The following is a 23,105-nucleotide window of genomic DNA, read 5'->3' on the forward strand; positions in this document are numbered from 1 at the left end:
CCATTGCTATCCCTAGATAGCTTAAACAATTCTTTTAGCTATTTAGGGATTCGATATCAACTGATTCAATATCAACGTCAGGGTCAGGAGATGGAGAATCAGCGCTAAAAAGTTCTGGCCACGCTTTTGTTGCTTCTAGAGAAGGGGGTTCCGTTCCATCCTCTAGGGGTGCGATAGAAAGCTCAGCAGAGTTTGTCTGTTCCCATACCTTCCTAGTCTGCTTGAAAAGTGGCTTTACGTCTGCTAATACTTCAGTTGCTGATTGATATCGATCGGTGTGATTGTAGCGCACCATCGTATCTAGAATCGCGGCAAAAGCATAACTCACCTGAACATTCTCTCTCCAATAAAATTCGTTGGTATCACGATCTCGCGTTTGATTCAATTCTCTAGCAGACATTCCAGTCAGCGCCAAGATGCCAACAATGCCAACTGAATAAATATCGCTGCTAAAGCGAGGCTGACCCAGCGCTTGTTCGGGTGCCATAAACCCATCAGTGCCAATAGCAACAGTCACTTTATCGCCAGATTGAGTATCGCCTACTTGCTCAATTTGCTGAGCAATTTCTTTGACTGCGCCAAAGTCAATTAAAACAAGTTTTTTGTCATGTTGTCGGCGGATAATATTAGCAGGTTTGATATCTCGATGAATCACATCGTGCCCGTGAATAAACTCTAGAACGTTCAGCAGATCTTGCACGATATAAATAACTTTCCATTCGGGCAGTCGCCCTGATGAAAGGCTTTTATATAGTTCCTTGTGGAGGGAGTTACCCTCAATAAATTCCTGCACTAGGTAAAGTTGATCTTCTCGATACGCGAGTAGCTGCGGAATCTGGTCGTGTTTTCCTAGTAACTCCAGCGTTCGAGCTTCCCGTGCAAATAATGTTTCTGCCAGTTGTAAAGCATTCGGTCTTGTATTGACAGGGCGTAACTGTTTGACTACACACAGCGGGTTACCCGGTCGTTGAGTATCTCGTGCTTTGTACGTTTTACCAAATCCGCCTGAGCCAAGCTCGTCTAACACTTCGTATCGCCCATCCAGCTTTCTGCCGATGATATCTTGGTTATGTTCATCAATAACGTTTTGCCAATCGCTGTCTCCACTAGCGCGAATAAAATTTTGTACCTCTAGAGATGCGCCGTGTTGCTGAAGAGCTTGGCGACGTTGTTGCTCAATAATCTGCCGTTGCTGCTCAGCACGCTGTTGTTGCAGTTTCTCATTTCTGATGCCTACGATTAAGTAGGAGACTCCGCTGAGGACGATCGCCATGGCTGGCATTGCGGTTGGCAAAATCAATCGTGCCGCCACAAATGTGCTGTAGCTGATGGTCACCCAACCTAAAGCCAGAGCGATCGCGATCGCAAAGCGGCGTAGGGGATCAATCTTGCGATTATGGCTTTGTAGATACCCTGCAAATAACACCAGCAAGGCTACAAAAACACCTTGGGCTGGTAGATTGGGGAGCGCCGATGAAATGGAGCGGTTTTCTAGCAGCGTCGCGATCGCATTGGCGTTAATCTCCACTCCTGGCATTTGACCAAAAGGAGTCGGATGAATATCTTGGTAAAGTGCGGCTGTGGGACCAATTAATACAATCTTCCCTTTAAAGGTTTGGTTACGGCGGTGATTCTTCCAAGTTTCCGGGTCTAGCAATTCCCAAAAGGGAATCTGAGTAAAAGTTTCCGCAGGTCCATAAAAAAAGATATTTTCGCCCCTCGGTGTCTGATAAGGAATTTTACCGGCATCGAGGGCTGCTTGGGCAAATGTCGAATACTGACTTGCCATCTGCGAAAAAATCTTAGCACCTTGGAAATCACCTTCTCGTATTAAGGTGCGCTCAACTCGTCTAGGGTACTCACTGGCAAACGCATGAATTTCGTCATTGACTTCAAGTGGGTAGTTAATCGATCCCATTGATCCAGGCTGGGTCTGAAACATTTCCTGAGGTGAGGTAATCTGATGCGTCAGTCCAGCTTTTGAGCCGATATCGTCATATTTAATCGGTAAGGTGATGCGTCCGGCATGGCGCTGCAAGGTTTTTTGAAACCGCAAATCCTCTTGGGGATAACTACTGGGAGCATCAAAAATCAGATCTACCGCAACAGATTTTGCGCCAGCGCTCATTATGCGATCAATCACTTGGGCATAAGCTGACCGCTTCCAAGGAGAGGTCGTCAATGGCTCTAGGTAAACATACTTTTTGGGATCGGCTGTATAAAAACTCTTTGCCTGAGAATTAGAAGATTCATCCATTGCGACAATGACGACTTCGCTAGGCGGAACAACAGCGCCACGAACCTTAAAAAACTGAGATTGCACCTGTGGGTCGAGTTTTTTCGAGTTGAACTCAACGAATAAGCCTGAAGCCACGGCGCAGACAATCAGCAGCCCATGCCCCACGTTGGTAGCATCCCAAAGGTTAATCTGCCGCCATGTAGAAAAATGATTGCGAACAAAATTTCGCCAATAATGCTTAAACTCTGTTGGATCAGCAATCAGCGTTTCTGTTTGAGGATGGGATGATTCGGGCGGCATAGTTAAAACTCACGCGAGGGGCTGCCATGCTTAGACTGTTAGGAGAGCGTCAATCGGGCAGGAGTAAAGTGGCAATACTGCGATCGCAATTCCAAATTAACCGATCCTCCTAAGTACTACTCTTGTCTTGCATCCTTCACCTACTCTATGGAAACGGTTTGAAAGCACCCTTTATTTCTAGCCGCTCTTTAGATCCTTCACCCTCACCCTGGAGCCTATACTATTAGAGCCTATACACAGACGACTCGCTAGCTCTTCTCTTAAATTGTTTAAAGTAGTAAAAGGGCTATCACAATTCGATATTGCTGATTTACCTCGCTTTTATTAGTGAAATTAACCAGCAAGAATTTATTTTCGCGATCGCGACACACTTCTCTAAATTTAATCGGTAGAATCTTTAGTAATCGTTGAAACTTTCTAGCTGATACTTATACTCGATCGAAAGCGATCAGTTTGTTTTTACAAATCAAACTAATTTGAATTTCCTGAGGAAATAATCATACGTTAGATTCTATGGAACAAGTACTATTTAATGAGATGACTTATTTAATGTTATGACTTGCAATTAAAGATGATTCAATAATGCTGACTCCTTAGAGGCTGGAGCGAAGCATTCTCGGTTAGTTTAGTTACAAAGTACACATTCTTTAGTTCTTGCAGGTATGAATTGACTCTACAAGTTGCTATTGTGCGATTATGGTCACTCTAAATTAACTTGTTACAATTAGTTATTAAAATATTTAACCTCTAGGTTTCGATTTTTTATGCAGTATTCGATGAACCGTCTCTCTGTTTTTGTAGACGGCAACAATATGTTTTATGCTCAGCAAAAGAATGGGTGGTTCTTTGATCCAAAACGCGTTTTAGAATACTTTACTCGTGAAGCCGACACCGTTCTAATTAATGCATTTTGGTATACAGGGCTTAAAGATTTGCAGGATCAGCGAGGGTTCCGCGATGCCCTAATTAGCCTGGGTTATACCGTTAGAACCAAGATTTTGAAAGAGTATTACGATGATAGTTCGGGTCGCTACTCGCAAAAAGCAAACCTGGATATTGAAATCGTGGTGGATATGTTCAATACCGTTGATCAATACGATCGCGTGATTTTGTTTAGCGGCGATGGCGATTTTGAGCGGGCGATCGAATTACTGCGCGGCAAAAGCACCCACATCATCGTAGTTTCCACGGAAGGAATGATTGCTCGTGAACTTCGTAACGCCACTGATCATTACATTGACTTAAACGATATCCGCAAAGAAATTGAAAAAACTGATTACTAAAAAGTGTGTTTATTTAACTTAAAAATGGGTCTTGGAGCCATCGGTATTGCAAGCAAATTATTTGCTTTTGACCGCCAAAAAATCCAAGGGAAATTTCTGATTGATTGAGACTATGATAAAAATCGTTGAATTATTTCCAACCTGTCTAAAACAAGCGGTAGGCTAGTAACCAGAACTATTATTCTGTATGGAATTCTTGTCTAACTTATGAACACTCAGCCTCAGTCCGACCGGATTATCATCTTTGACACCACACTTCGGGATGGCGAACAGTCTCCCGGTGCAACGCTCAACGTGGACGAGAAGCTGGCGATCGCACGGCAACTGGCGAGGCTGGGCGTGGATGTGATCGAAGCCGGGTTTCCCTACTCTAGCCCTGGCGATTTTGAAGCGGTTCAAAAAATTGCTCAAACGGTTGGCATGCCCGATGGTCCAATTATTTGCGGGTTGGCGCGTGCCAATCAACCGGATATCAAAGCCGCCGCAGAAGCAGTAAAACCTGCGGCACATCACCGGATTCATACCTTTATTGCCACCTCTGATATTCACTTGGAATATAAGCTGCGGAAAACCCGCGCTGAAGTGAAAGCGATCGCCGCAGATATGGTTGCCTACGCAAAATCTTTCGTCAACGATGTCGAATTTTCCCCTGAAGATGCCGGACGCAGCGATCCCGACTTTCTTTATGAAGTCCTAGAACAAGCGATCGCCGCCGGTGCCACCACTATCAACATTCCCGACACGGTGGGCTACACCACCCCCACAGAATTCGGTGCGCTGATTCGCGGCATTAAGGAAAACGTTCCTAACATTGACCAGGCGATTATTTCCGTCCATGGGCACAACGATTTAGGCTTAGCCGTTGCCAACTTCCTAGAAGCGGTGAAAAACGGTGCCCGCCAATTGGAATGCACCATCAACGGCATCGGCGAACGGGCGGGAAATGCCGCCTTGGAAGAATTGGTCATGGCGCTACATGTAAGGCGACAGTACTTCAACCCGTTCTTGGGTCGCCCCGCTGCTTCAGAAGCACCCCTGACGAAAATTGACACACGCCAACTCTATAAAACATCCCGGTTGGTTTCTACGCTAACGGGAATGTTGGTGCAGCCGAATAAGGCGATCGTCGGTGCCAATGCGTTTGCCCATGAGTCGGGGATTCATCAGGATGGCGTGTTGAAAAACAAGCTGACCTACGAGATTATGGATGCTCAGTCGATTGGCTTAACCGATAACCAAATTGTCTTGGGTAAGTTGTCGGGTCGCAATGCCTTTCGGACTCGGTTGAAAGAATTGGGGTTTGAACTGACCGATCAAGATCTCAATAAAGCTTTTGTGCGCTTTAAGGAATTGGCGGACAAGAAAAAGGACATCACCGATTGGGATCTAGAGGCAATTGTCCATGATGAAACTCAGCAAGCACCGGATTTATTTCGGTTGGAGCGAGTCCAAGTATCCTGCGGCGACCATGCCTCGCCCACGGCGACTGTGACGCTGAGAATGCCGGATGGTCAAGAGCGAACGGATGCCGCGATCGGAACGGGACCTGTGGATGCCATTTATAAGGCAATTAATCGCGTGGTGACGGTGCCGAATGAATTGATTGAGTTTTCGGTGCAGTCGGTCACTGCCGGGATTGACGCGATCGGAGAGGTGACAATTCGCCTCCGCAATGGCGATCGCATTTTCTCTGGGCACTCCGCCAACACCGATATTGTGGTTGCCTCAGCCCAAGCCTATGTCAACGCGCTCAATCGCTTGTTCGCCGCTCTGCAACAAGAAGAACCGATTTCGGCGCAGAAAAGCGAAATTCTTGCAGAGTCAGTCAAGGTTGCGGAAACCATTTCCGCACAGAGCTAGCTCAATTTTCACAGTGAGCGTTTAGGTTAATGCTCACTGTGACGCATAAAACTGATCCGTTTTGGCAAAGGTTGAAATAGATGGGAGATCCAATCGAGCAGTTTAAGCGCTTACCTTGGCGATCGCTCGCTCAAGCCGCCATTGTGGTGGTTTTGTTCGTGACACTGCTGGAGTTTGGCATTGCTTTTGGGCTGCAATTTCCAGAGGTCAGCGTCGCTTTACAGCTATTGTTTAATCCACCCTTGGGCTTGCTGACGGAATGCGCGATCGCCTTTGGGTTAGGGGCGCTATCTGTGATTGCCCTAGAACGCATCGATCGTTCCAGTATTCGTGCTGGTAGTCTCTGGGGATTGGTGCTTTGCATCGTGATCGCCTTTTTAATTAAAGGCTGGTTACCCATTGGCAATGCCTTGTTTAGAGTCGAGCAACTTCAGATTGGTGGATTACTGGTCGGCATCTTTTGGCAAGGTCGTCCCTATTGGCGATCGTTTAAGCAGTGGTAATCGCTTTAAGGCGAGCCTTCGTCCGGTTGCTCAAACGCATTGACTAATCGCTCTAAGTGATTGGTTAACCGATCCAATCGTTTTAACGACTCCTCTTGCACTTCAGCCAGCGTTTGCACCGTGTCACTCAGGGCGAAAATCTGGTAGCCCTGCTGCTGCACTTGATTTGCCAAAGAATCCACCCGTTCCGACAATCGATCAACCGTTTCTACGGTCGCCAAAATGGCTTCCCCAATTTGCTGAACGATCGCCTCTAACTGAACTTCTTGCTCGTCCACCTCACACTCTCGCTGCTAAAACAGTTCACCTAACTTTGCTACAGCATCCCTAAAAGTTGAAGCCCTTTACTTGGGGTCAATTTTGGCAAGGATTGTATTTTTGTAATAGTGCAGAACGATTTGTTGATAGCCAACTCCGCGCTGTGCCAAATTATGAGCGCCCCACTGGCTCATTCCCAGCCCATGACCATAGCCTCCGCCTTTCACTTTGAAGGTGGCGATCGCCTGCTGTTTCCCTTTGCCAGATGCATCATTGTACTCTGGTAGCACTTTAAACTTTGTGCTTTTCAGATCTAGGGCATTTCGTAAAGCGTCTCCTGTCATTGTGCGAGTTCCGCCATCGCCCACAATCCGCATAGTCCTTACCCGTCCATGGGGTGTGCTTTTCTCCGGCTCCATGGAAATAATATTGCCGACTCCAGTAATCCGGGCACTCAGTTCGCTGCGAGAAAAGGTTTTTACCCATTCAAATTCTGGGGACCCTTGGTCAAAATCTGGAACTGCTTTGAGGTAAGGCAAGGGTCGTGTCCAAACATTTTCGACGTTTTCGGTATGCCCGCCGGATGCCGAGTGAAACACCGCTTCAATAATTTTTCCTTGATGGATCAGCACCTGTCCGGCTGTAGCATTCACCGCTGCTTGCGTAGAACCCGTTTCATCTAAAATGCCTTTATACACTTGCCATCTAGTCGTAGTGCCGACATCATATAGGCTATTTGTAGTACTCTGCCGCTGATATAAGGCATAGGATCGAGCAACCACTGCTTGAGCTTTCAACGCTTCCATTGGCCAAGAGGGAAATATTTCTCCGCCCAAAACGCTGTAAAGATATTGTTCCAAATCCACATAGTTGATGGCGGTTAAACCCTTAGCCGTGGGAACAACACGGGTTCTGCCGCGATACCAGCGATCGCCAATAAACACATACCCCCCTCCTGTCGGCTCAATCCAAATTTGGGTCGATTGCCAGCGATCTACCTTAACTTTGCCATTGTTGGGTTGAGCGACAAATGCATTCATCGCCGCAATTTCGCCCAAGTCACGCCCAGCGCTGTCTCGCACCAGTGCCCGCGTAGAACTGCCCACCGTCACTTGAGAGACTGATTCTTCAACGCCAACCCGCATCTCAATGGCTTGGGCAGGAGTGGCGATCGCCACACAGCAGACCGCAGAAAACCACCAAGACTGCTTACCAAACTGAATCAGCGCGTCTTTATAAAATAGAAAAGTTTGGGAAAAACCCGTTAGCTGCATCTGTCTGAATCTCCTATCCCATGAATTGGCTGCCTGTGTTGCTTAAACCGATAAAACCCAAACCACACGCTACACTCAATCAACTGTTACTCAAAGTTTGCTTTGTAAAAAGGTCTAAATGAAACTCAGCCCAAAACTCTCTTCAAGCTTTTTCACTCACCCTTTACGGCAACGTTGCTTAATGTAGCTCAATTTCTTTACACAGGAGCCTCTTTGTTCACCGGACGATTTGGCTTTTCGGACTCACTAGGGCTGGACTAATTCGCTAGATGTACAGCGACACTTCAAAGATAGGGGTTGAAGTCACCTTATTTAGCGTCTCCAAATGCTTTGTGAAATTTCTTGAAGCTTTTAAGGAATAGTCTCAATGGGCATGGCGTAGTTTCATCTAGATAGCGGAGACGTAAATTAGGTTGATTTGCTCCCAACCCCTGCAAAAATGTCACTATATATTTAGGTCGGCATTGAATTAGGAACGAGGCTCAGTGCAGATTACTTTTCTTGGAACCAGTTCTGGAGTGCCGACACGCAGCCGCAATGTGTCAAGTGTTGGGCTGCGCTTACCACAACGGGCAGAATTATGGCTGTTTGACTGTGGCGAAGGCACCCAGCATCAGGTGCTTCGCAGTGAGCTAAAAGTCAGCCAATTGACTCGGATCTTTGTGACTCACATGCACGGCGATCATATTTTTGGGTTGATGGGTTTATTGGCAAGCTGTGGTTTGGCTGGAAATGTGGAACACGTTGATATCTATGGACCTCCCGATTTAGAGGACTATCTCAAAGCCTGCCGCCGCTATTCCCAAACTCATTTTTCTTATCCAGTGAAGGTGCATACCGTCAGTCCTGGCGTGGTTTATGAAGATGCAGAGTATACGGTCAGTTGCGAATTACTCAAGCATCGGGTGCCTGCTTTTGGCTATCGAGTGACTGAAAAAGATCGGACGGGGGCGTTTGATGTGGAAAAAGCAGCGGCGCTAGGCATTCCATCGGGTCCGCTTTACGGCAAACTGAAGCGGGGAGAAGAGATTGTGTTGCCAGATGGCAGGCGAGTCGATGGATCAGATTTTTGTGGTCCGCCTCTGATCGGGCGCAAGCTGGTGTATTGCACGGACACGGTTTTTTGTGAATCCGCGATCGCGTTGGCGCAAGATGCGGATGTGCTGATCCATGAGGCAACCTTTGCTCATCAAGATGCTGAGCTTGCGTATCAGCGATTGCATTCCACTTCAACAATGGCGGCACAGGTGGCGTTAGCAGCCCAAGTACAGCAATTAATTATCACTCACCTCAGCCCCCGGTATGCTCCAGGCAATTCGATTGAACCCAAAGATCTGTTGATGGAAGCGCGATCGATTTTTCCAAACACAGAAATGGCAGCAGATTTTTTGACGGTCAACATTCCTCGGCGAGAACCTACGTTGGTGTCGGCAGGAAAAAGCTAGAAGTAACACGCGGATAGGAGTGGGGCGATCGCTGAGCCATACACATCTGAAGATATGCGGAAAAATTCTGCCTATCCTCCCAAACGGCATACTATACGAAAAGATTCCGTCTATCTACCTGATTAGGGGTGTTATACAGAAATTTTCTGCCTATTTACCCATTTTGGGGCGTTATACGGAAAGTTTCTCTCTAATAATAGTTAGCCTGCTGAGTTATCCGTAAGGACGTTTTTTTGGAAGCATTCTGGCGGTTCTAAAAACGGTTTGAGAAATTATTGTTTTGGTAATAGACCAAGGTTTCTACCAATAAGTTTATCTAGCCATCGATCTGGCAGTACCAGAGGTAGAATCCAATTGGGGACTGGATCAGGAACAATCGCGTAACGAGCTTTTGGCTTTTGAAGCTCAAATACCTTTCTAATGAATCGTCCAACTTCCTCTGAAGAGTATCCTGACTTGCCAAGACCAGTAATGTATCGCTGAAATGCCTGTAAGGGCTTTGCATATTCTGTTACAGCATATTGACTCATATCTTGAGCCGATTCCTTGTCCCAAATGGGCGTATTCACTGCTCCAGGTGCAATAATAACGACATCAATATCGTGAAGTTGCAGTTCTCGCCTCAGACTGTGAGACATTCCCTCGATCGCGTGTTTGCTCCCGGCATATGCCCCAATGAAAGGGGCTGCAATCTTTCCCCCAACAGAGCTAATGTTGACAATTTTCCCAGGTTTTGAGGTTGAGGACTGTCTAACTTTCAACAGGGGTAAGAATGCTTGTACCACTGCAATGGGAGCAATCACATTCACCTCAAATTGCCAACGAATCTCATCGATGGGTTGATAAATAAGTGGACCGCTTGTCGCGATTCCAGCATTGTTGACGATTCCAGCCAATCCCCTATGCCCAACTGTCGATGTGACCTGTTCAGCCACGTTGCTTAAGGCACTTGAGTCGGTCACATCAAATTGTAGTGGAGTAAAGTTAGCACCAATTTCAGCCTTTAGTCGTCTAGCATCCTCTTCCTTCCGAACACTTCCAAAAACTTGATAGCCACAACTTGCAAATTCCTTTGCTGTGGCATATCCAATACCCGAGGAAACCCCAGTGACTAAAATCGCTTCCATCTTGCCCTCTTTCAACTTGTAAATCAGGTCTAAATCACTGTAAACTATGGACTATACTCCAGGGTCAAGCGATGACTATGCTGATCAGCGAGCTGGCAAAGAAATCTGGTTTACCGATTGATACCATCCGCTTCTATGAGAAGAAGGGCTTGATTGATTCTGAGCTAATCCAACGAAGAAGCAACAACTATCGAGAGTATGCAGAGATCAGTGTAGAAAGGTTAATGCTGATTCAGCAAGCCAAGCGTTTAGGGTTCACGCTAACAGAAATTCAGGAATGGATTAAAGACTTTGAAAGTGACCAAATTACAGTTGACCAGAAACAGATCATTTTGGGTCAAAAGCTTGAACAGATTGAGGAAAGGATTAAGGAACTCAAAGAGATGAAGAGCTATCTTTCTAAAAAACTGGCTGGTTTACATTAATGAAAGTGTTGTTGTGCAGCGAGGGCAGGCTAACAATCCCGTTGCACACCGACCGTACCAGGTTGGTTGGTGAATCCAAAAGTTTACTAGCGGCAGGTGAACGGGGTCGTTGTGCCGCTTCCATCTCTCATCGTTCGTTGCTTGAGGTTGGTTTGTCAGATCAAGATGACCTCTGTGTAGCATTGCAATTATGATCGGCAGAAATAACAGAGGCATAGCGTTTTGAACATTCTGCCCCAAGAACGGACTCAACTTGGTGTGATTCTGCGATCGCTGATTACCTTGTCAGAAGATGAAGCAATGAAAGCGGCAAACTTATTTCAAGCTTGCAGTTTGCAGCGAAGTGAGTTCTTGGTTCGAGCAGGGGATGTGCCAAAAACGATCGGGGTCGTAATATCTGGAATCCTGCGCTTATACTATGTTGATCGCGAGGGTAATGAATATACAAAATCCTTTTGTGCTGAAAATGGTTTTGTTGCAGCTTATAGCGCGTTGTTATTGGAACAGCCTTCGCGACTTTTTATTCAAGCACTAGAGGATGCAAAGCTTTTGACGGTTGACTATGCAACGTATCGATCGCTGGCTGAAAGCCACCCTTGCTGGCAAGTTCTTAATTGCAAAATTGCTGAAAATTTATTCATTAAAAAGGAAAAGCGGGAAAGTGCGTTGCTTTTAGATGATGCAAAAACTCGTTATCTGAATTTTCAAGCCGAATACCCCGGCTTAGAAACTCGCCTCAAGCAGCATCATATCGCGTCTTACCTCGGCATCACCCCTGTTACCCTCAGTCGGATTCGCACCCAGTTGAAGTTGCATTAACTTATGTTAATGAATGCCCGCAAGCTTCAATCTAGGATGGCTTTATCCTCAAAGACTGGAGAAGCAGGTGAACACAACTCACAATACTGTTTTGATTACAGGTGGCACTTCTGGCATTGGTTTCGCCCTCGCTCAACGGTTTCTGCATCAAGGAAATGATGTAATTGTGACAGGCACAAATGCCCAAAAAGCTGAAGCAGTAAAGCATCAGTTACCCGCGATCACGGTCGAACTTGCTGATATGCGCGATCGCCCAGCCCTCGAAAAGCTCGTCTATCGCTATCCTGATGTCAACATTTTGGTCAATAACGCGGGTATTCAATGTAACTATGACTTTGCTGACCCAGCGATCGCCGTTGAACAAATTGAAGTTGAACTCAATATCAATTTGCTCAGTCCGCTTTATCTAACAAAACTATTACTGCCACAGCTTCTCAAGCATCCCAAAGCTGCCATTATCAATGTCTCATCAGGATTGGGGATTGTGCCAAAACAAAGTGCCCCAGTTTATTGCGCGAGTAAAGCAGCCCTTCACAGTTTTACGAAAGCCCTCCGATGGCAGCTCGAAGCAACCTCTGTTCGTGTCTTTGAGATCATTCCGCCAATTGTCGATACTGCCATGACGCAAGGACGTGGGCGCGGCAAGATTACGCCAGAGGCATTAGTGGAAGAATTCTGGCATAACTTTAGCCGAGATCGATTTGAGATAAGAATTGGTAAAACCAAACTCCTGTTTGCGCTTCAGCGTCTGATGCCATCATTGGCGGAACGTATCATGCGCCGTGGACTCTGACAAAATAACACCAATGGAAATTGTTAATGAATCGAAGATTTCAGAGGTTACACCTCAAATCGTTCGTGCTATTTGCCGCCTTTCTAATTCAATTTAGTTATGGAGTGATCAATCCAATCATGCCTATCCTGGTTGGGCGATACGATGGCGGCGCGCTAGAAATAGGATTGCTCTATTCAGTTTTATGGTCTGCTCAATTTTTGACGGTTCCGGGTTTGGGCGCACTGAGCGATCGCTACGGGCGACGACCCATTTTACTGCTCTGCTTGATGGGTGGGAGCATTGGGTTTCTCGTGTTGAGTATCAGTCATGCTTTATGGATGATGTTTGTAGGATTGGCAATCTTCGGTTTATTTGATGGTGTACCCGGTACAGTGTTTGCTTCCGTTGCGGATATCACCCAGCCTACCGCTCGAACTCGTTCTTTTGCCATCGTTAATGCAGCGATCGCATTAGGTTTTATTTTCGGTCCAATTACGGGTGCACGATTAGTACAGCAAAGTTCAGTTACACCTCTTTATGTCGTATTCATCCTATTGAGCTTGGCGCTAGTTTGGGGCTATGTTGCTATGTCTGAGACGCTGCCGGAAAAGCGGAGTTCTGCATCGTTCAGCGTCACTTCTCTCAATCCATTCGCTCAACTATTCGCTGTCTTTCAATTTTCTCAGTTACGCTGGCTATTATTGAGCTACCTAGTTCTAGTGATGATGCCCTTTGCACTGGTTTCCAATTTGCCTATCTTGAGTCGTGATCTCTTTGGTTGGACACCTGCTCAAGTTGCACCTTTGTTTGCGATTTTTGGAGTTGTGAATCTCCTAGATCAACTTATCTTCTTGCGGTGGTTGTTACGGCGTTTTAGGGAAGCTCATCTTGCAATGATTGGATCATTTTTAGCAGGTTTAGCCTTCTTGGTGTTTGCACTTGTTCCTCTCAGTGGGATAGCTGCTTTACTATACATAGCAGTCTTTCTATTTGCACTGGGTCAGCCTTTAGCCGTTACCGCGATCGCAGGTTTAACGTCTCGATTTGTGGGTGGAGACATTCAAGGTTCTGTGCAAGGTGGGCTTCAAGCACTACAGGCATTAGGAGGAATTGTGGCTCCCTTGTGGGTCAGTTTCCTTTACATTAGAATGAACGCCTCTACACCTTATTGGCTAGGAATGGGATTGCTGCTCCTGAGTGGATTTTTCACGACGCTGGCGATTCCCCAGTTACGCGATGTTAGCGATGACGAGAAATCTGCATAGTCGTGTATGCCATGGCACAACAATTTGGTTGGAGCGAAGCAGACAAAGAATTAAACCTAGCTGCTGTTAACGAGGGGCTACTGGTTGAGAATCCAAACCACTATCCGTAAGGCACAACAACAACCCTAGTGCAGCGGACAACTGAAAGCTCCTGGCGTTGAGTGTCAGGCTACGAGTCGCCGCTGACTGTGAACGTTATCTCGTCAGACCCCAAAACAAGGTTAGGTTCTAGATGAGTTTGCCTTGGGAACGGCGGAGAGTATGGGGCAAGTTTGAAGAGTCGGGAGTGTTAGCGGTTGGCAAGATTTGGCGGGCGATCGCGAACTTACGCCAATCACATCTGGATATTAATATGGGCTGATGTCTTTTAACGGGGTGCCTAGCTGACTCAAGTTCAAGGCATAGCCAGCAGTGACCAAGTAGACCGTATCGGCTATCGCCCCGATTTGGCGGGTGAGATGACCTAAGCGATCGCGAAAGGCGCGCCCTAAGGGATAGGCAGGCACCACACCCCAACCCGTTTCTTCGGCAACTAAAATGACTGTGTTATGAGTTGATTGAAGGCTAACGAGCAGAGTTTGCACTGTTTTTTCCCAGTCATTCTCAGATTCTTCTAAACAGTTGGTTAACCAAGTCCCTAAAGAATCGACCAATAGGCAATGGGCATGGGGGGCAGTGTCAATCGCAGTAGCCAAGTGGCGCGGCACGGCTTGGATGATCCAGTTTTTGGGACGGCGATCACGATGACGTTGAACTCTCGATTGCCACTCCAAATCGGTAGGATCAAGTTGAGAGGTTGCCACATAAATCACCGGATCACCGACCTGCGCCGCTAAGTTTTCTGCCCATTCACTCTTGCCCGAACGGCTCGGTCCAGTGACCAAAACGAGATGTCTTGACATAAAACTCTTTAAAAGTGTTGAAAATTGTACATGACCAAGCTGCAAATCTCTGATTCGAGTGTTTACTATAGACGGGTGGTTTAAAAGTTGCCGTTAGTTTCGGAAGTAGGAGAGTAGGTTGTGATGAAACCAGATCTGAAACGAATAGAAGCTGCTCTTGATCAAATGGATATTCACACAATAGAACAATCTCTGAGGGTTGAACCTTGGACTACGGAAGCCGATTCCTCTTTGCCATTTCGCTCAGCCCATTACGATAGCGAGATCGGGGAGACTGTTTCCCTGCCCTTTACCTCATCTTCCTTAGTAGCGCCTGCCTGGAATTTGCCAGTCAATGTTTCTCTGGCAGTCAGCTTGCTGCAAGAAATGCAAACAACCGTAGGAGGCTGGCAAGCAGTTCTACAAACCATGACTCAACAAATGCAGGCAATCTATGCCGAAGGTCCCATGATCGATGGCTGGCTGGAAACGGAGGAAAATAGCGGGGGCTATCGACTCTGTGGGCAGAGCGAAGCAGGAGAGTCTTGGAGTCGTCATTGTCCGGTGGAACAGATGCCCGATGTGAGTTTGGCGATCGCTCGATATCAACGTTTTCAACAAACTTTAAGTCGTAAACGCACGTTAGAGATCCGTCTGACTCAATTAACTGAAGCCTTAATCGAGCTGCATGGACAAGGACTTGATGCAGCACCGTGATCGATCACACCATTTCACCTGCTAAAAAATCGCCTTCTCTCGTTCCTGCTTCTCACGCCCCGAACACCATGACTGCCATTCAAGTTTCTGCTGATCCTCAGCTTAATGCGCCCGCTTCTATCCGGCAGATTATCCAAGATGCCTGCGATCGCGCGGCTTCTGTGCTTTACCTGCAAATTGGTCGCCCGCCGTTTTATCGCATCGGCGGCGAAATGCAGCCCCAGGGTCATTTTTCTACAGTCACCGCTGATTTGTTTCAGCACTATCTCCAAGAAGTGCTTTCGTCCCAACAAATTCAGCATTATGCTAGTACCCGCAAGCTCGATAGCGATGTGCGAATTCAGGGATTTATGCAAGGGCGAATCGTCTGTGCGCCCACGGCTCAAGGCACTGATTCCATTCGGCTCTATAGCATTGCTTTAGATGAACCCGATGCAGACGTTCTGAAACACGGCACTGTACGCGGCATGGTGGAAGATGCCTTCAAGCAAAAGGCTTCAGATATTCACCTGCAAGTCGGCGAGGCACCCCGATTTCGGATTCAGGGGAAAATGGTTCTTCAGGCATCCTATGGGCGGGTGACGATCGCCCAGTTTGATGATTTTTTAGAGGAACTGCTCACTCCAGCCCAGCGCGAAAAGTTTCAAGTTTCTCAAGAGTTAGATACCGCCGTTTTGTATGACGGGTTAGTGCGGTGTCGAGTCAACTGCGCTCAGTCGATGATGGGTGGCTCCATGGTGCTGCGGCTAATTTCATTGAATGTGCCGACTCTGAAAAAGCTGAATTTGCCTGCCGTGCTGGGCTATTTAGCCGAAGAACGGCAGGGTTTAGTGTTGATTACGGGAGCCGTTAACTCTGGCAAATCGACCTCCTTGGCTGCAATGCTGCGGCATGTGAATGACTCCCATCCTCGGAAGATTGTCACGATTGAAGATCCGATTGAGTATGTGCATACGTCAAATCAGGCGTTGTTTACCCAGCGAGAAGTAGGGCTGCATACGCAAGAATTTAAAGATGCACTGCGGGCAGCGTTGCGCCAAGATCCAGACATTATTTTGATTGGTGAAATGCGCGATCGCGAAACTGTAGACACCGCCATCCGCGCTTCCTTAACCGGGCACCTAGTTTTGGGCACCCTGCACACCAAAGGAGCCGTGAACGCCTTCAAGCGCCTGCTGAACTTTTATAGCCCCGAAGAACAAGAAACCGTTCGTACTCAAATCGTGGATGCGCTCAAAGCGGTGATTGCCCAATCCCTAGTGCCTACTACCCAAGGGGGACGCACTGCCGCCCTGGAAATTATGGTCAACACATTAACCATTCGTGACTATTTGCTCAAAGGCAATTTTGATGATATCAATTTGCTGATGGAAGAAGGGGTGGATAGTAGCCAAACCCTTAACCAGGCATTGTATGACCTGCATGAAGCAGGCACAATCAATACAGTGGATGCGCTATCGGCATCCCTGGCTCCCGATGACCTCGCCTACATGTTAAAGAACTTTGTTCGTCGTTCCAGCCGCTCAGGGTTAATGACAACCGATTACAACAATCGTTCGGCTTCGTAGAAGAAGTTTGGGGTTCGGTGTTCAGAGTGTAGAGTTTGGGGTTCGGAGTTGCTTTTGTCCCCTCCTTCACTCCTTCACTCCTTAACCTCTCCACCCCTTCACTCCTCATTTCATCCTTGTAAAACTAAGGCGCGAATCACGGCGATCGGAACTTGAGAGAAGTATTGACGGCGAAATTGATCTTCTTTGACTGCATTGAAGAAGTTTTGCACCGCTTCGGTTAGGGCTGGGGTGGCTTCGGTTGGCACGATTCCTGTATGGACTGTTTCACGAATCGCATCACCGCTGATGGCAAAGGCTTGATCGTGATGTTGAACTTCAAAATTGAGCAAGGTTAAGGTTTTGAAGCCAAGGTGTAAGGCGCGATCGCTCAGTTCCAATTTGTCTAGTAATTGCTGACGGGTTGCAGTCTTTCCGGTGCGGCTGAGGTATTTGGCAATGCCGACCAGGGTTTGCCAGATATCCATGGGCGGTTGGGGTGTGGGTAGGGTATAGGCGATCGCCAGCGATCGCTGTTCCTGTTGGGCACGTCGAAACCACCCCTGAAGTTCCGTCCAGCTAGTGGGAGCTTGCCGCAGCACTAAAGGGATTTTTTCGGTGATCTGCTGTTGCACATTAGCGGTAGTGATCGCCTGATCCAATCCCCGCCAATCCAACAGCCAATCCTCTTCCAGCATGGAATCTTGGGTCTGAATAGATTCCCGTGGGCGAATTGCCACAATCCGCACCTCATAGCGACGCTCATAGGTATTGCTGTCTAGCTCAACTACCAGATCACAGCGCCCTGGAGGAATTTCATCCCGGTAGTGTCCCCACCACACGCCCGGAAACGGCTGATCTGTGGAATCATCTCGCAGTTCAAACCCCGCTTTGATGTATTTCACCTTGCCGCCACGCCGATCTTTGATGTTTTTATTCCACACCTTTTCAAACCAGCAGTTTTGAATCAGCAGCTTTGGGCTAGGGTTGCCCATGCCGCACGGTTCCAGCAGTTTTAACTCTTGAAATAGATCTTTACCCAACTCAGCCACCGTCACGGTTAGATCGATGGCGAGAGGAGGCGCACCTGCCACTGCCTCCACCTGCCGCAACTCCTGATTAATCGCCTCGATAAACAGCGGCACATTCTCCACCGGCAAACTCAGCCCCGCCGCAAACGGATGTCCACCAAACCGATGCAGCAAATGCGCCTGCCCCTGCACCAGTTGATACAGATCAATGTTATTCACCGACCGAGCCGAACCACGGGCAAGGATTGACGAATTGCGAATTGCGAATTGCGGTTCTTCTAGTTGCTGCTCTTCTTGCCCTCTTTGCTCCCTCGCTCTTCCCTCCTGCTTTCCACTCGCCACTCGCCACTCGTCACTCGCCCTTTGTTCTGTGCTGAGCAAGATCGTGGGTCTACCGTACTCTTGGGCAATTTGTCCGGCGACGAGTCCCAATACGCCGAGGTGCCATTGCTCATCAGCAAGCACAATCACGCGGATGGTGGAAAGGTCGAGTTGGGCAAGCCGATCGCTGACTTGCTGCACCACTTCTTTTTGTAAGGCTTTGCGACGGGCGTTGGCGAGTTCGGTGGCTTCGGCAAGTTGGGTACAGAGGTGAACATCTTGGCTGGTCAGCAGTTCTACACAAAAATGAGCATCGCCTTGAATGCGGCTGACGGCATTGATCCGAGGACCCAACCCAAAGGAAATATCCGTGGGGCGATCGCCCGTGCGCTTACAAAATTCCAGCAATTTCGCCACACCGGGACGGGTCATGGTGATCGGATTACTCTGCTTCTGCAATTGTTCGATGCCCACCTGCGCTAAATACCGACAGTCGCCCTTCAGTTCCACTAAGTCAGCAATCAGCCCGAGCGCCACCAGATCCAACAGTTCAACTAAGGGCTTTTGCGGCACCTCCGGTAATGTTTCATATAGCGCTTCCACGAGCTTGTACGCAACCGCTACGCCCGACAAACTCGCCAACGGATGACTAGCTTCTAGGTAGCGTGGATTGATAATGGCGACAACCGGGGGGCGATCGCTCGGTAATGTGTGATGATCGGTGACAATCACGTCCATGCCAAACTCACGGGCGATCGCGATTTCTTCCAGATTTGTGCTGCCCGTATCGCAGGTCACGATCAGGCGACAGCCTTTGCTGTGCAAATACTCCAGCCCTTGCCGAGACAGCCCGTGAGATTCCGTCAGGCGATTGGGAATGTAGTAGAGCAATGTTTTCTGGGGCGTAAAAAATTGCCCCAACCCATCCCATAACACCGCTGTTGCAGTCATACCATCCGCATCAAAATCACCCCAAATCGCCACAGTTTCTTGCAACTGCCGCGCTTGCTGGAGTCGGGCGATCGCCCAGCGCATCTCCTCACCAAACGCAAATGGACTCGTCGGCACATACTCAGCCGGATTCAAATATCCTGCAAGCTGATCAACATCCTGAATCCCTCGCTGCCAAAGCACTTGGGCTAAGTATTCGCTACGCCCTTGAACAATCTGCTTGACCTGTGCCACAAACCCATCCGGCGGCGCAGACGTTTGAACTTGCCATTGAATAGATTCTGGCATCACTAAGATTTGGTGGAACGATGGGGGCGTTTCCAGACTTTGCGTTCTGCTTTTTCGCGTTCGTAGGCAATCAGCTTACCGTAATAGTCATGCTCACTCAGATCCATGGATAGGAAGACATGCTTGCGAATATTGCCGAACCCTTTACGGGTAAAAAAGTTGACGGCGGGAATATTTTCCGGGTCAGTGTCCATCATCATGAACCGGGCACCATCATCGATCATCCGCTCGACGAGCCTATCCATCAAGGTATCGGCAATTCCGCGCCGCTGAAAGGCAGAATTTACGCCGAGCCAGAGAATATAGCCGTAGGCAAGTGATGCTTTGGTGATAATGGTGCCTAGAATGAAGCCTGCAAGCTGGTCTTCGATTTCGGCAACGAGGCAATATTCTGGATCGGTGTTGTATAGCCCAATCACTTCCCATTGATCCCAAGTGCGGTAGATGTAGGGATAAAGATCGCTGGTGAAGAGGGTTTCGCCTAGGTGATAGACCGAGGCGATGTCGTCAATGTCCATGTCTCGCACCATACAGGGCAGAGGCTCATCGTCTCTCAGTTGATCAGTCATGGAGTTGGTAACTTTATGGGTCATGGTCGTTCAGGCTTAAAGAGGAATTTCTTGAATCGTTGCAATTTCAGGGAGGGTCAGTGGGTCGGATGGCTCAGAGCGTGATTGATTAGACTGGGCGAAATCGTTGCCAAAACAGCGTGACAAAAAGTTGCAGCGATCGCACTCTCGGTTGGCAACTCCTAACTGAGGCAGGTTTTCGCCAGCACTGTAGTGGTTCAGCCAATCGGTCAACTGCTGCAAAAGCTCAGTTAAGTCTTGGTGAGTGCGATCGTGTTTAGCGCGATCGTAGGAAAAACTCAGACTTTGGGGCGTAGCCGCATCCTGAGTTGCTTGAAAAAACCAATACACCATGGACAACTGCTCAGGCTCATAGACACTGGTTTCCGCTAGACCGTAGAGATACAAGCGGGTTTGCCAATTGGCTGCCAGATGACGGGCAGTTTGTGGACGAGGGTAGGTTTTCCAATCCAAAATTTTGGCATGGCGATCGCTCGATAACAGTAGGTCATAGCGCATTGTCAGCAGATATCCCTGAAATTCTAAAGTGCGCTCGTGTTCTGCTTGCTGAATGGGTGCATCGCTATCAGAAAGTGTCAAAATCTCAGGAGAGGCGGCTTCAAAAGCAGCAAACCATTGATTAAGCTGAGGATCGGCTTGGGTCAATGGCGCGATCGGCAAGCCAAGTTGCCACTGCTGTAATAACAAATGAAACTGCGCGCCTTGGGTTTGGCGTTCTTGCTGCTCGGTCGAGTTGGGAGAACTGAGTTGGTCGAGAAACATGTACTGAAATTTGCGCGGACAGGCAGCCAGCAGATTCAGATGTCCCTGAGATAACCGAATGGGCGACGACACAGGTGGAGGCAGCGCTAAAGGCATCATTTCGTTAGCACAAATACACTACCTTCATTGCCCCGTCCAATTCGCAAATTTTCATCTAAGTAGGTGATATCTAGCCAGCCGCTTTGGTCGCGATTGATGGTGAAATCGATCGCGGTAAACTTTTGACCCGCTTCTATCTGTTGAATAAAGGCGCTGGGCGACTGATACCCAATCAAGCGCTGCAATCCCACTATCGATCGCTCAAATTTTACATCCACCCGCCGCTCAGAAACGGGTTCAAATCGTGCCGATACGCTGACAATGCCCTCCGCTAACGGCACTCCCCCCACTTCGGCAATGTTATAGAGCTTTGCTTCTTTCACTCGAATGGATTGATAGACCCGCCCCAGATTAATCAGCGGAAATTGGTTGATGCCCAAAATTCCGCGACTGGTGGTGTAAAGTAACAGCCAATCGCCGTCTAAAAGGGCGGCGGCTTCCACGGGGCGGGGGGTGGGGTTGCGGTCTTCCAGTTGAGCAATATTTGCCAAAATTGCTTGCTTTTTGGTTTCCGTTGCCGATAAGCCTCGATTAGTGCCCGCGATCGCGTTTAAAAGTTCAGATTTACCCAGCATTTTATAAAATTCCCGTAATGAGAACAATAACCTTGTGGAATACTGATAGATGGGACAAAATCTTGCAATTTCATTGAAGAGTGATACACTCTTGGTGTCTTTTTCGCATTGGGTGTCTTCCTCAAGTGAAATAGCGCATTGGCTTGCTAGATTCAGCGTCCTTGCAATCTTCAGTATACTGATAGTCCTTTTCTAGATTAAATGAGTGTATGATCTATAATCCTTCTTTACATCAAGAACCTCGTAGCCAACGGGCACCGGTTTTACCTCAACGACAATCTTCTTCCATTCTGGGCTGGCTGGAAGCAAGCGGTCGCCTCTTAGCTCGTGAGAGTACCGACTTTGATTATGGCGACAATGAAGAGGAAATTAACGCGCTAATGGCAGGCGACGACAATACGAATGATTTTGATGATGATGACGATGAAGAACTGGAATTGGAAGATTAACGCTTGAATGAGAATTCAAGACTTTTTGAAAGTGATGGTGAGTTTTTACCCTTAAAGGTAGCGAACTTTTGCGGCTTTTAGTTTTGTCGATTGGTGCATGGTGTGTGGTGTGGAGTGAACGCTTGTGGATGCCAAAGTAGTCTATAGACCGCTTTTTCGATTATCTGGAACGCTACTATTGGGAGGGTTAACAGTCAGCCTGAGTGCAGCAGCATTGTATTTGGATTGGGCGGCAGGGCGATCGCCCTGGCAAATTCAGTCTTTGACCCTGCCTTTGTGGATCTGTGCCCTAGCAACCGCCGCCCTAGGATTTTCTGCCGTGCCGATGCTTCAGGCAATCAAAGCTGGACAAAGCATCCGCGAAGATGGACCCCAATCTCACCTGAAAAAAGCTGGCACCCCAACCATGGGTGGCATTTTCTTTATTCCAGTGGCGCTTTTGGCCGCGCTTGTGTGGTCAGAGTTTTCACCTGCTGTGGTGGCAGTGGTGACGCTGACGTTTTCTTACGCATTTATCGGCTGGCTGGATGATTGGCAAATCATTCGACATCAATCTAACAAGGGCATTTCTCCCCGTCTGAAGCTGGCTATGCAAATAGGCTTTGGTGGGGCGTTTTGTGTGTGGGCATCCCTGACGCAACCCGCAAGTATTGCCAATCTGACCTTACCATTTGGTAATTTCTTGCCTTTAGGCTTGCTAATGGTGCCGCTGGGTTGGTTTGCCCTGGTTGCTGAAAGCAATGCGACCAACTTGACCGATGGACTGGATGGTCTGGCAGCAGGAACGGTGGCGATCGCACTCTTGGCTTTAGGCGCACTGGTTTCTGATACTCCCGACTTGATGATATTTTGCGCTTGTCTCAGTGGCGCTTGTTTAGGATTTTTAGCCCACAACCGCAATCCTGCCCGTGTGTTTATGGGCGACACAGGCTCCTTAGCATTGGGTGGCGCTTTAGCAGCCGTGGCAGTTCTCAGCGGCAATCTGTTGGCACTATTCATTTTAGGTGGCTTGTTTCTCGTAGAAACCCTGTCAGTGATTGCTCAGGTGAGCTACTTTAAGGCAACAAAAGGATCAGATGGGATTGGCAAACGCTTATTTAAAATGTCGCCTTACCACAACCACTTAGAGCTTTCAGGGTGGGCTGAAACCCACATTGTTGGCATCTTTTATCTAGTGGGTGGATTATTAGCTTGTCTAACATTGGCAATTTTTTGACGGTTTGCTAGAAAATCAAATCAAGCAAGGGACATACTCCTTGCCCCTCTGTGGCTAGGCTTTGGGGCTTGCAATCCGAACCTGGCATTCGGGAGCAAATATGCT

The 23,105-nt window shown here is 48.0% G+C and carries 22 protein-coding genes; 13 read left to right on the top strand and 9 right to left on the bottom strand.

Annotated features, from left to right (window positions below; all coding sequences use genetic code 11):
- Positions 1–34 precede the first annotated feature (34 nt).
- Entirely contained in the window at positions 35–2,539 is a 2,505-nt protein-coding gene (locus AC1S5B_RS09665; RefSeq protein WP_482035464.1) for a CHASE2 domain-containing protein, read from the bottom strand.
- 764 nt (positions 2,540–3,303) lie between these two features.
- Here AC1S5B_RS09665 and labA point away from each other — a divergent pair.
- The 3 genes from labA (at position 3,304) to AC1S5B_RS09680 (ending at position 6,185) form a co-directional block, all read left to right on the top strand.
- Positions 3,304–3,822 (top strand): low amplitude/bright protein LabA, encoded by a 519-nt coding sequence (gene labA / locus AC1S5B_RS09670; RefSeq protein ID WP_482035465.1) that lies wholly within the window; start codon positions 3,304–3,306, stop codon positions 3,820–3,822.
- 207 nt (positions 3,823–4,029) lie between these two features.
- Entirely contained in the window at positions 4,030–5,682 is a 1,653-nt protein-coding gene (locus AC1S5B_RS09675) for a 2-isopropylmalate synthase (RefSeq protein ID WP_482035466.1), read from the top strand.
- Positions 5,683–5,762: 80 nt separating this feature from the next.
- The gene (locus tag AC1S5B_RS09680; protein WP_482035467.1) at positions 5,763–6,185 is read left to right on the top strand and encodes a hypothetical protein; all 423 of its coding nucleotides are present in this window, start codon (positions 5,763–5,765) and stop codon (positions 6,183–6,185) included.
- A 5-nt stretch (positions 6,186–6,190) separates the two neighbouring features.
- Here the strand turns inward: AC1S5B_RS09680 and AC1S5B_RS09685 are convergent, their stop codons facing one another.
- Entirely contained in the window at positions 6,191–6,463 is a 273-nt protein-coding gene (locus AC1S5B_RS09685; protein WP_482035468.1) for a hypothetical protein, read from the bottom strand.
- A gap of 66 nt (positions 6,464–6,529) precedes the next feature.
- The gene (locus tag AC1S5B_RS09690) at positions 6,530–7,717 is read right to left on the bottom strand and encodes a SpoIID/LytB domain-containing protein (protein ID WP_482035469.1); all 1,188 of its coding nucleotides are present in this window, start codon (positions 7,715–7,717) and stop codon (positions 6,530–6,532) included.
- A gap of 485 nt (positions 7,718–8,202) precedes the next feature.
- Here AC1S5B_RS09690 and AC1S5B_RS09695 point away from each other — a divergent pair, with 485 nt between their 5' ends.
- Positions 8,203–9,162, top strand: a complete 960-nt coding sequence (locus AC1S5B_RS09695) for a ribonuclease Z (protein ID WP_482035470.1) — start codon at positions 8,203–8,205, stop codon at positions 9,160–9,162.
- Positions 9,163–9,434: 272 nt separating this feature from the next.
- On the opposite strand, the gene AC1S5B_RS09700 is transcribed toward AC1S5B_RS09695, so the two are convergent.
- Positions 9,435–10,289, bottom strand: a complete 855-nt coding sequence (locus tag AC1S5B_RS09700) for an SDR family oxidoreductase (RefSeq protein ID WP_482035471.1) — start codon at positions 10,287–10,289, stop codon at positions 9,435–9,437.
- Positions 10,290–10,360: 71 nt separating this feature from the next.
- On the opposite strand from AC1S5B_RS09700, the gene AC1S5B_RS09705 reads away from it, so the two are divergent.
- The 5 genes from AC1S5B_RS09705 (at position 10,361) to AC1S5B_RS09725 (ending at position 13,934) form a co-directional block, all read left to right on the top strand.
- The gene (locus tag AC1S5B_RS09705) at positions 10,361–10,714 is read left to right on the top strand and encodes a MerR family transcriptional regulator (protein WP_482035472.1); all 354 of its coding nucleotides are present in this window, start codon (positions 10,361–10,363) and stop codon (positions 10,712–10,714) included.
- A gap of 222 nt (positions 10,715–10,936) precedes the next feature.
- Positions 10,937–11,533 (top strand): Crp/Fnr family transcriptional regulator, encoded by a 597-nt coding sequence (locus AC1S5B_RS09710; protein ID WP_482035473.1) that lies wholly within the window; start codon positions 10,937–10,939, stop codon positions 11,531–11,533.
- 67 nt (positions 11,534–11,600) lie between these two features.
- The gene (locus AC1S5B_RS09715; protein ID WP_482035474.1) at positions 11,601–12,326 is read left to right on the top strand and encodes an SDR family oxidoreductase; all 726 of its coding nucleotides are present in this window, start codon (positions 11,601–11,603) and stop codon (positions 12,324–12,326) included.
- A 26-nt stretch (positions 12,327–12,352) separates the two neighbouring features.
- Positions 12,353–13,573, top strand: coding sequence for an MFS transporter (locus AC1S5B_RS09720; RefSeq protein ID WP_482035475.1), 1,221 nt, complete (start codon positions 12,353–12,355; stop codon positions 13,571–13,573).
- A gap of 232 nt (positions 13,574–13,805) precedes the next feature.
- Positions 13,806–13,934: a hypothetical protein gene (locus AC1S5B_RS09725; protein WP_482035476.1), complete on the top strand. Its 129-nt coding sequence runs from the start codon at positions 13,806–13,808 to the stop codon at positions 13,932–13,934.
- Here AC1S5B_RS09725 and cobU read toward each other — a convergent pair.
- On the bottom strand, positions 13,921–14,475 hold the full coding sequence (gene cobU / locus AC1S5B_RS09730) for a bifunctional adenosylcobinamide kinase/adenosylcobinamide-phosphate guanylyltransferase (RefSeq protein ID WP_482035477.1): 555 nt from the start codon (positions 14,473–14,475) through the stop codon (positions 13,921–13,923). The genes AC1S5B_RS09725 and cobU overlap by 14 nt on opposite strands.
- A gap of 123 nt (positions 14,476–14,598) precedes the next feature.
- On the opposite strand from cobU, the gene AC1S5B_RS09735 reads away from it, so the two are divergent.
- On the top strand, positions 14,599–15,171 hold the full coding sequence (locus tag AC1S5B_RS09735; RefSeq protein ID WP_482035478.1) for a hypothetical protein: 573 nt from the start codon (positions 14,599–14,601) through the stop codon (positions 15,169–15,171).
- Between the two features lie 68 nt (positions 15,172–15,239).
- On the top strand, positions 15,240–16,739 hold the full coding sequence (locus tag AC1S5B_RS09740) for a type IV pilus twitching motility protein PilT (protein WP_482035479.1): 1,500 nt from the start codon (positions 15,240–15,242) through the stop codon (positions 16,737–16,739).
- A 110-nt stretch (positions 16,740–16,849) separates the two neighbouring features.
- On the opposite strand, the gene AC1S5B_RS09745 is transcribed toward AC1S5B_RS09740, so the two are convergent.
- Genes AC1S5B_RS09745 through AC1S5B_RS09760 form a run of 4 tightly spaced genes read right to left on the bottom strand, consistent with a single transcriptional unit; the run spans position 16,850 to position 21,335 of the window.
- On the bottom strand, positions 16,850–19,309 hold the full coding sequence (locus tag AC1S5B_RS09745) for a single-stranded-DNA-specific exonuclease RecJ (RefSeq protein ID WP_482035480.1): 2,460 nt from the start codon (positions 19,307–19,309) through the stop codon (positions 16,850–16,852).
- Positions 19,310–19,311: 2 nt separating this feature from the next.
- Positions 19,312–19,902, bottom strand: a complete 591-nt coding sequence (locus tag AC1S5B_RS09750; protein WP_482035481.1) for a GNAT family N-acetyltransferase — start codon at positions 19,900–19,902, stop codon at positions 19,312–19,314.
- Between the two features lie 12 nt (positions 19,903–19,914).
- Positions 19,915–20,760 (bottom strand): PD-(D/E)XK nuclease family protein, encoded by an 846-nt coding sequence (locus AC1S5B_RS09755; RefSeq protein WP_482035482.1) that lies wholly within the window; start codon positions 20,758–20,760, stop codon positions 19,915–19,917.
- A complete protein-coding gene (locus AC1S5B_RS09760; protein WP_482035483.1) occupies positions 20,757–21,335 on the bottom strand; it encodes a PAP/fibrillin family protein in 579 nt (192 codons plus the stop codon). The genes AC1S5B_RS09755 and AC1S5B_RS09760 overlap by 4 nt, the downstream gene beginning before the upstream one ends.
- Positions 21,336–21,544: 209 nt before the next feature.
- Here AC1S5B_RS09760 and AC1S5B_RS09765 point away from each other — a divergent pair, with 209 nt between their 5' ends.
- Positions 21,545–21,784 carry a DUF3134 domain-containing protein gene (locus AC1S5B_RS09765; protein WP_482035484.1) on the top strand — a complete coding sequence of 80 codons (240 nt, stop codon included), beginning with the start codon at positions 21,545–21,547 and terminating at the stop codon, positions 21,782–21,784.
- Between the two features lie 124 nt (positions 21,785–21,908).
- Positions 21,909–23,000, top strand: a complete 1,092-nt coding sequence (mraY, locus tag AC1S5B_RS09770; RefSeq protein ID WP_482035485.1) for a phospho-N-acetylmuramoyl-pentapeptide-transferase — start codon at positions 21,909–21,911, stop codon at positions 22,998–23,000.
- Positions 23,001–23,105: the final 105 nt, after the last annotated feature.

Source organism: Leptolyngbya sp. CALU 1928 (assembly GCF_056784215.1).

Coding starts and splice junctions, on each gene's coding strand:
- AC1S5B_RS09665 (WP_482035464.1), bottom strand. CDS start 2,539: ATGCCGCCCGAATCATCCCATCCTCAAACAGAAACGCTGATTGCTGAT.
- labA (WP_482035465.1), top strand. CDS start 3,304: ATGCAGTATTCGATGAACCGTCTCTCTGTTTTTGTAGACGGCAACAAT.
- AC1S5B_RS09675 (WP_482035466.1), top strand. CDS start 4,030: ATGAACACTCAGCCTCAGTCCGACCGGATTATCATCTTTGACACCACA.
- AC1S5B_RS09680 (WP_482035467.1), top strand. CDS start 5,763: ATGGGAGATCCAATCGAGCAGTTTAAGCGCTTACCTTGGCGATCGCTC.
- AC1S5B_RS09690 (WP_482035469.1), bottom strand. CDS start 7,717: ATGCAGCTAACGGGTTTTTCCCAAACTTTTCTATTTTATAAAGACGCG.
- AC1S5B_RS09700 (WP_482035471.1), bottom strand. CDS start 10,289: ATGGAAGCGATTTTAGTCACTGGGGTTTCCTCGGGTATTGGATATGCC.
- AC1S5B_RS09705 (WP_482035472.1), top strand. CDS start 10,361: ATGACTATGCTGATCAGCGAGCTGGCAAAGAAATCTGGTTTACCGATT.
- AC1S5B_RS09720 (WP_482035475.1), top strand. CDS start 12,353: ATGAATCGAAGATTTCAGAGGTTACACCTCAAATCGTTCGTGCTATTT.
- AC1S5B_RS09725 (WP_482035476.1), top strand. CDS start 13,806: ATGAGTTTGCCTTGGGAACGGCGGAGAGTATGGGGCAAGTTTGAAGAG.
- cobU (WP_482035477.1), bottom strand. CDS start 14,475: ATGTCAAGACATCTCGTTTTGGTCACTGGACCGAGCCGTTCGGGCAAG.
- AC1S5B_RS09735 (WP_482035478.1), top strand. CDS start 14,599: ATGAAACCAGATCTGAAACGAATAGAAGCTGCTCTTGATCAAATGGAT.
- AC1S5B_RS09740 (WP_482035479.1), top strand. CDS start 15,240: ATGACTGCCATTCAAGTTTCTGCTGATCCTCAGCTTAATGCGCCCGCT.
- AC1S5B_RS09745 (WP_482035480.1), bottom strand. CDS start 19,309: ATGCCAGAATCTATTCAATGGCAAGTTCAAACGTCTGCGCCGCCGGAT.
- AC1S5B_RS09750 (WP_482035481.1), bottom strand. CDS start 19,902: ATGACCCATAAAGTTACCAACTCCATGACTGATCAACTGAGAGACGAT.
- AC1S5B_RS09755 (WP_482035482.1), bottom strand. CDS start 20,760: ATGATGCCTTTAGCGCTGCCTCCACCTGTGTCGTCGCCCATTCGGTTA.
- AC1S5B_RS09760 (WP_482035483.1), bottom strand. CDS start 21,335: ATGCTGGGTAAATCTGAACTTTTAAACGCGATCGCGGGCACTAATCGA.
- AC1S5B_RS09765 (WP_482035484.1), top strand. CDS start 21,545: ATGATCTATAATCCTTCTTTACATCAAGAACCTCGTAGCCAACGGGCA.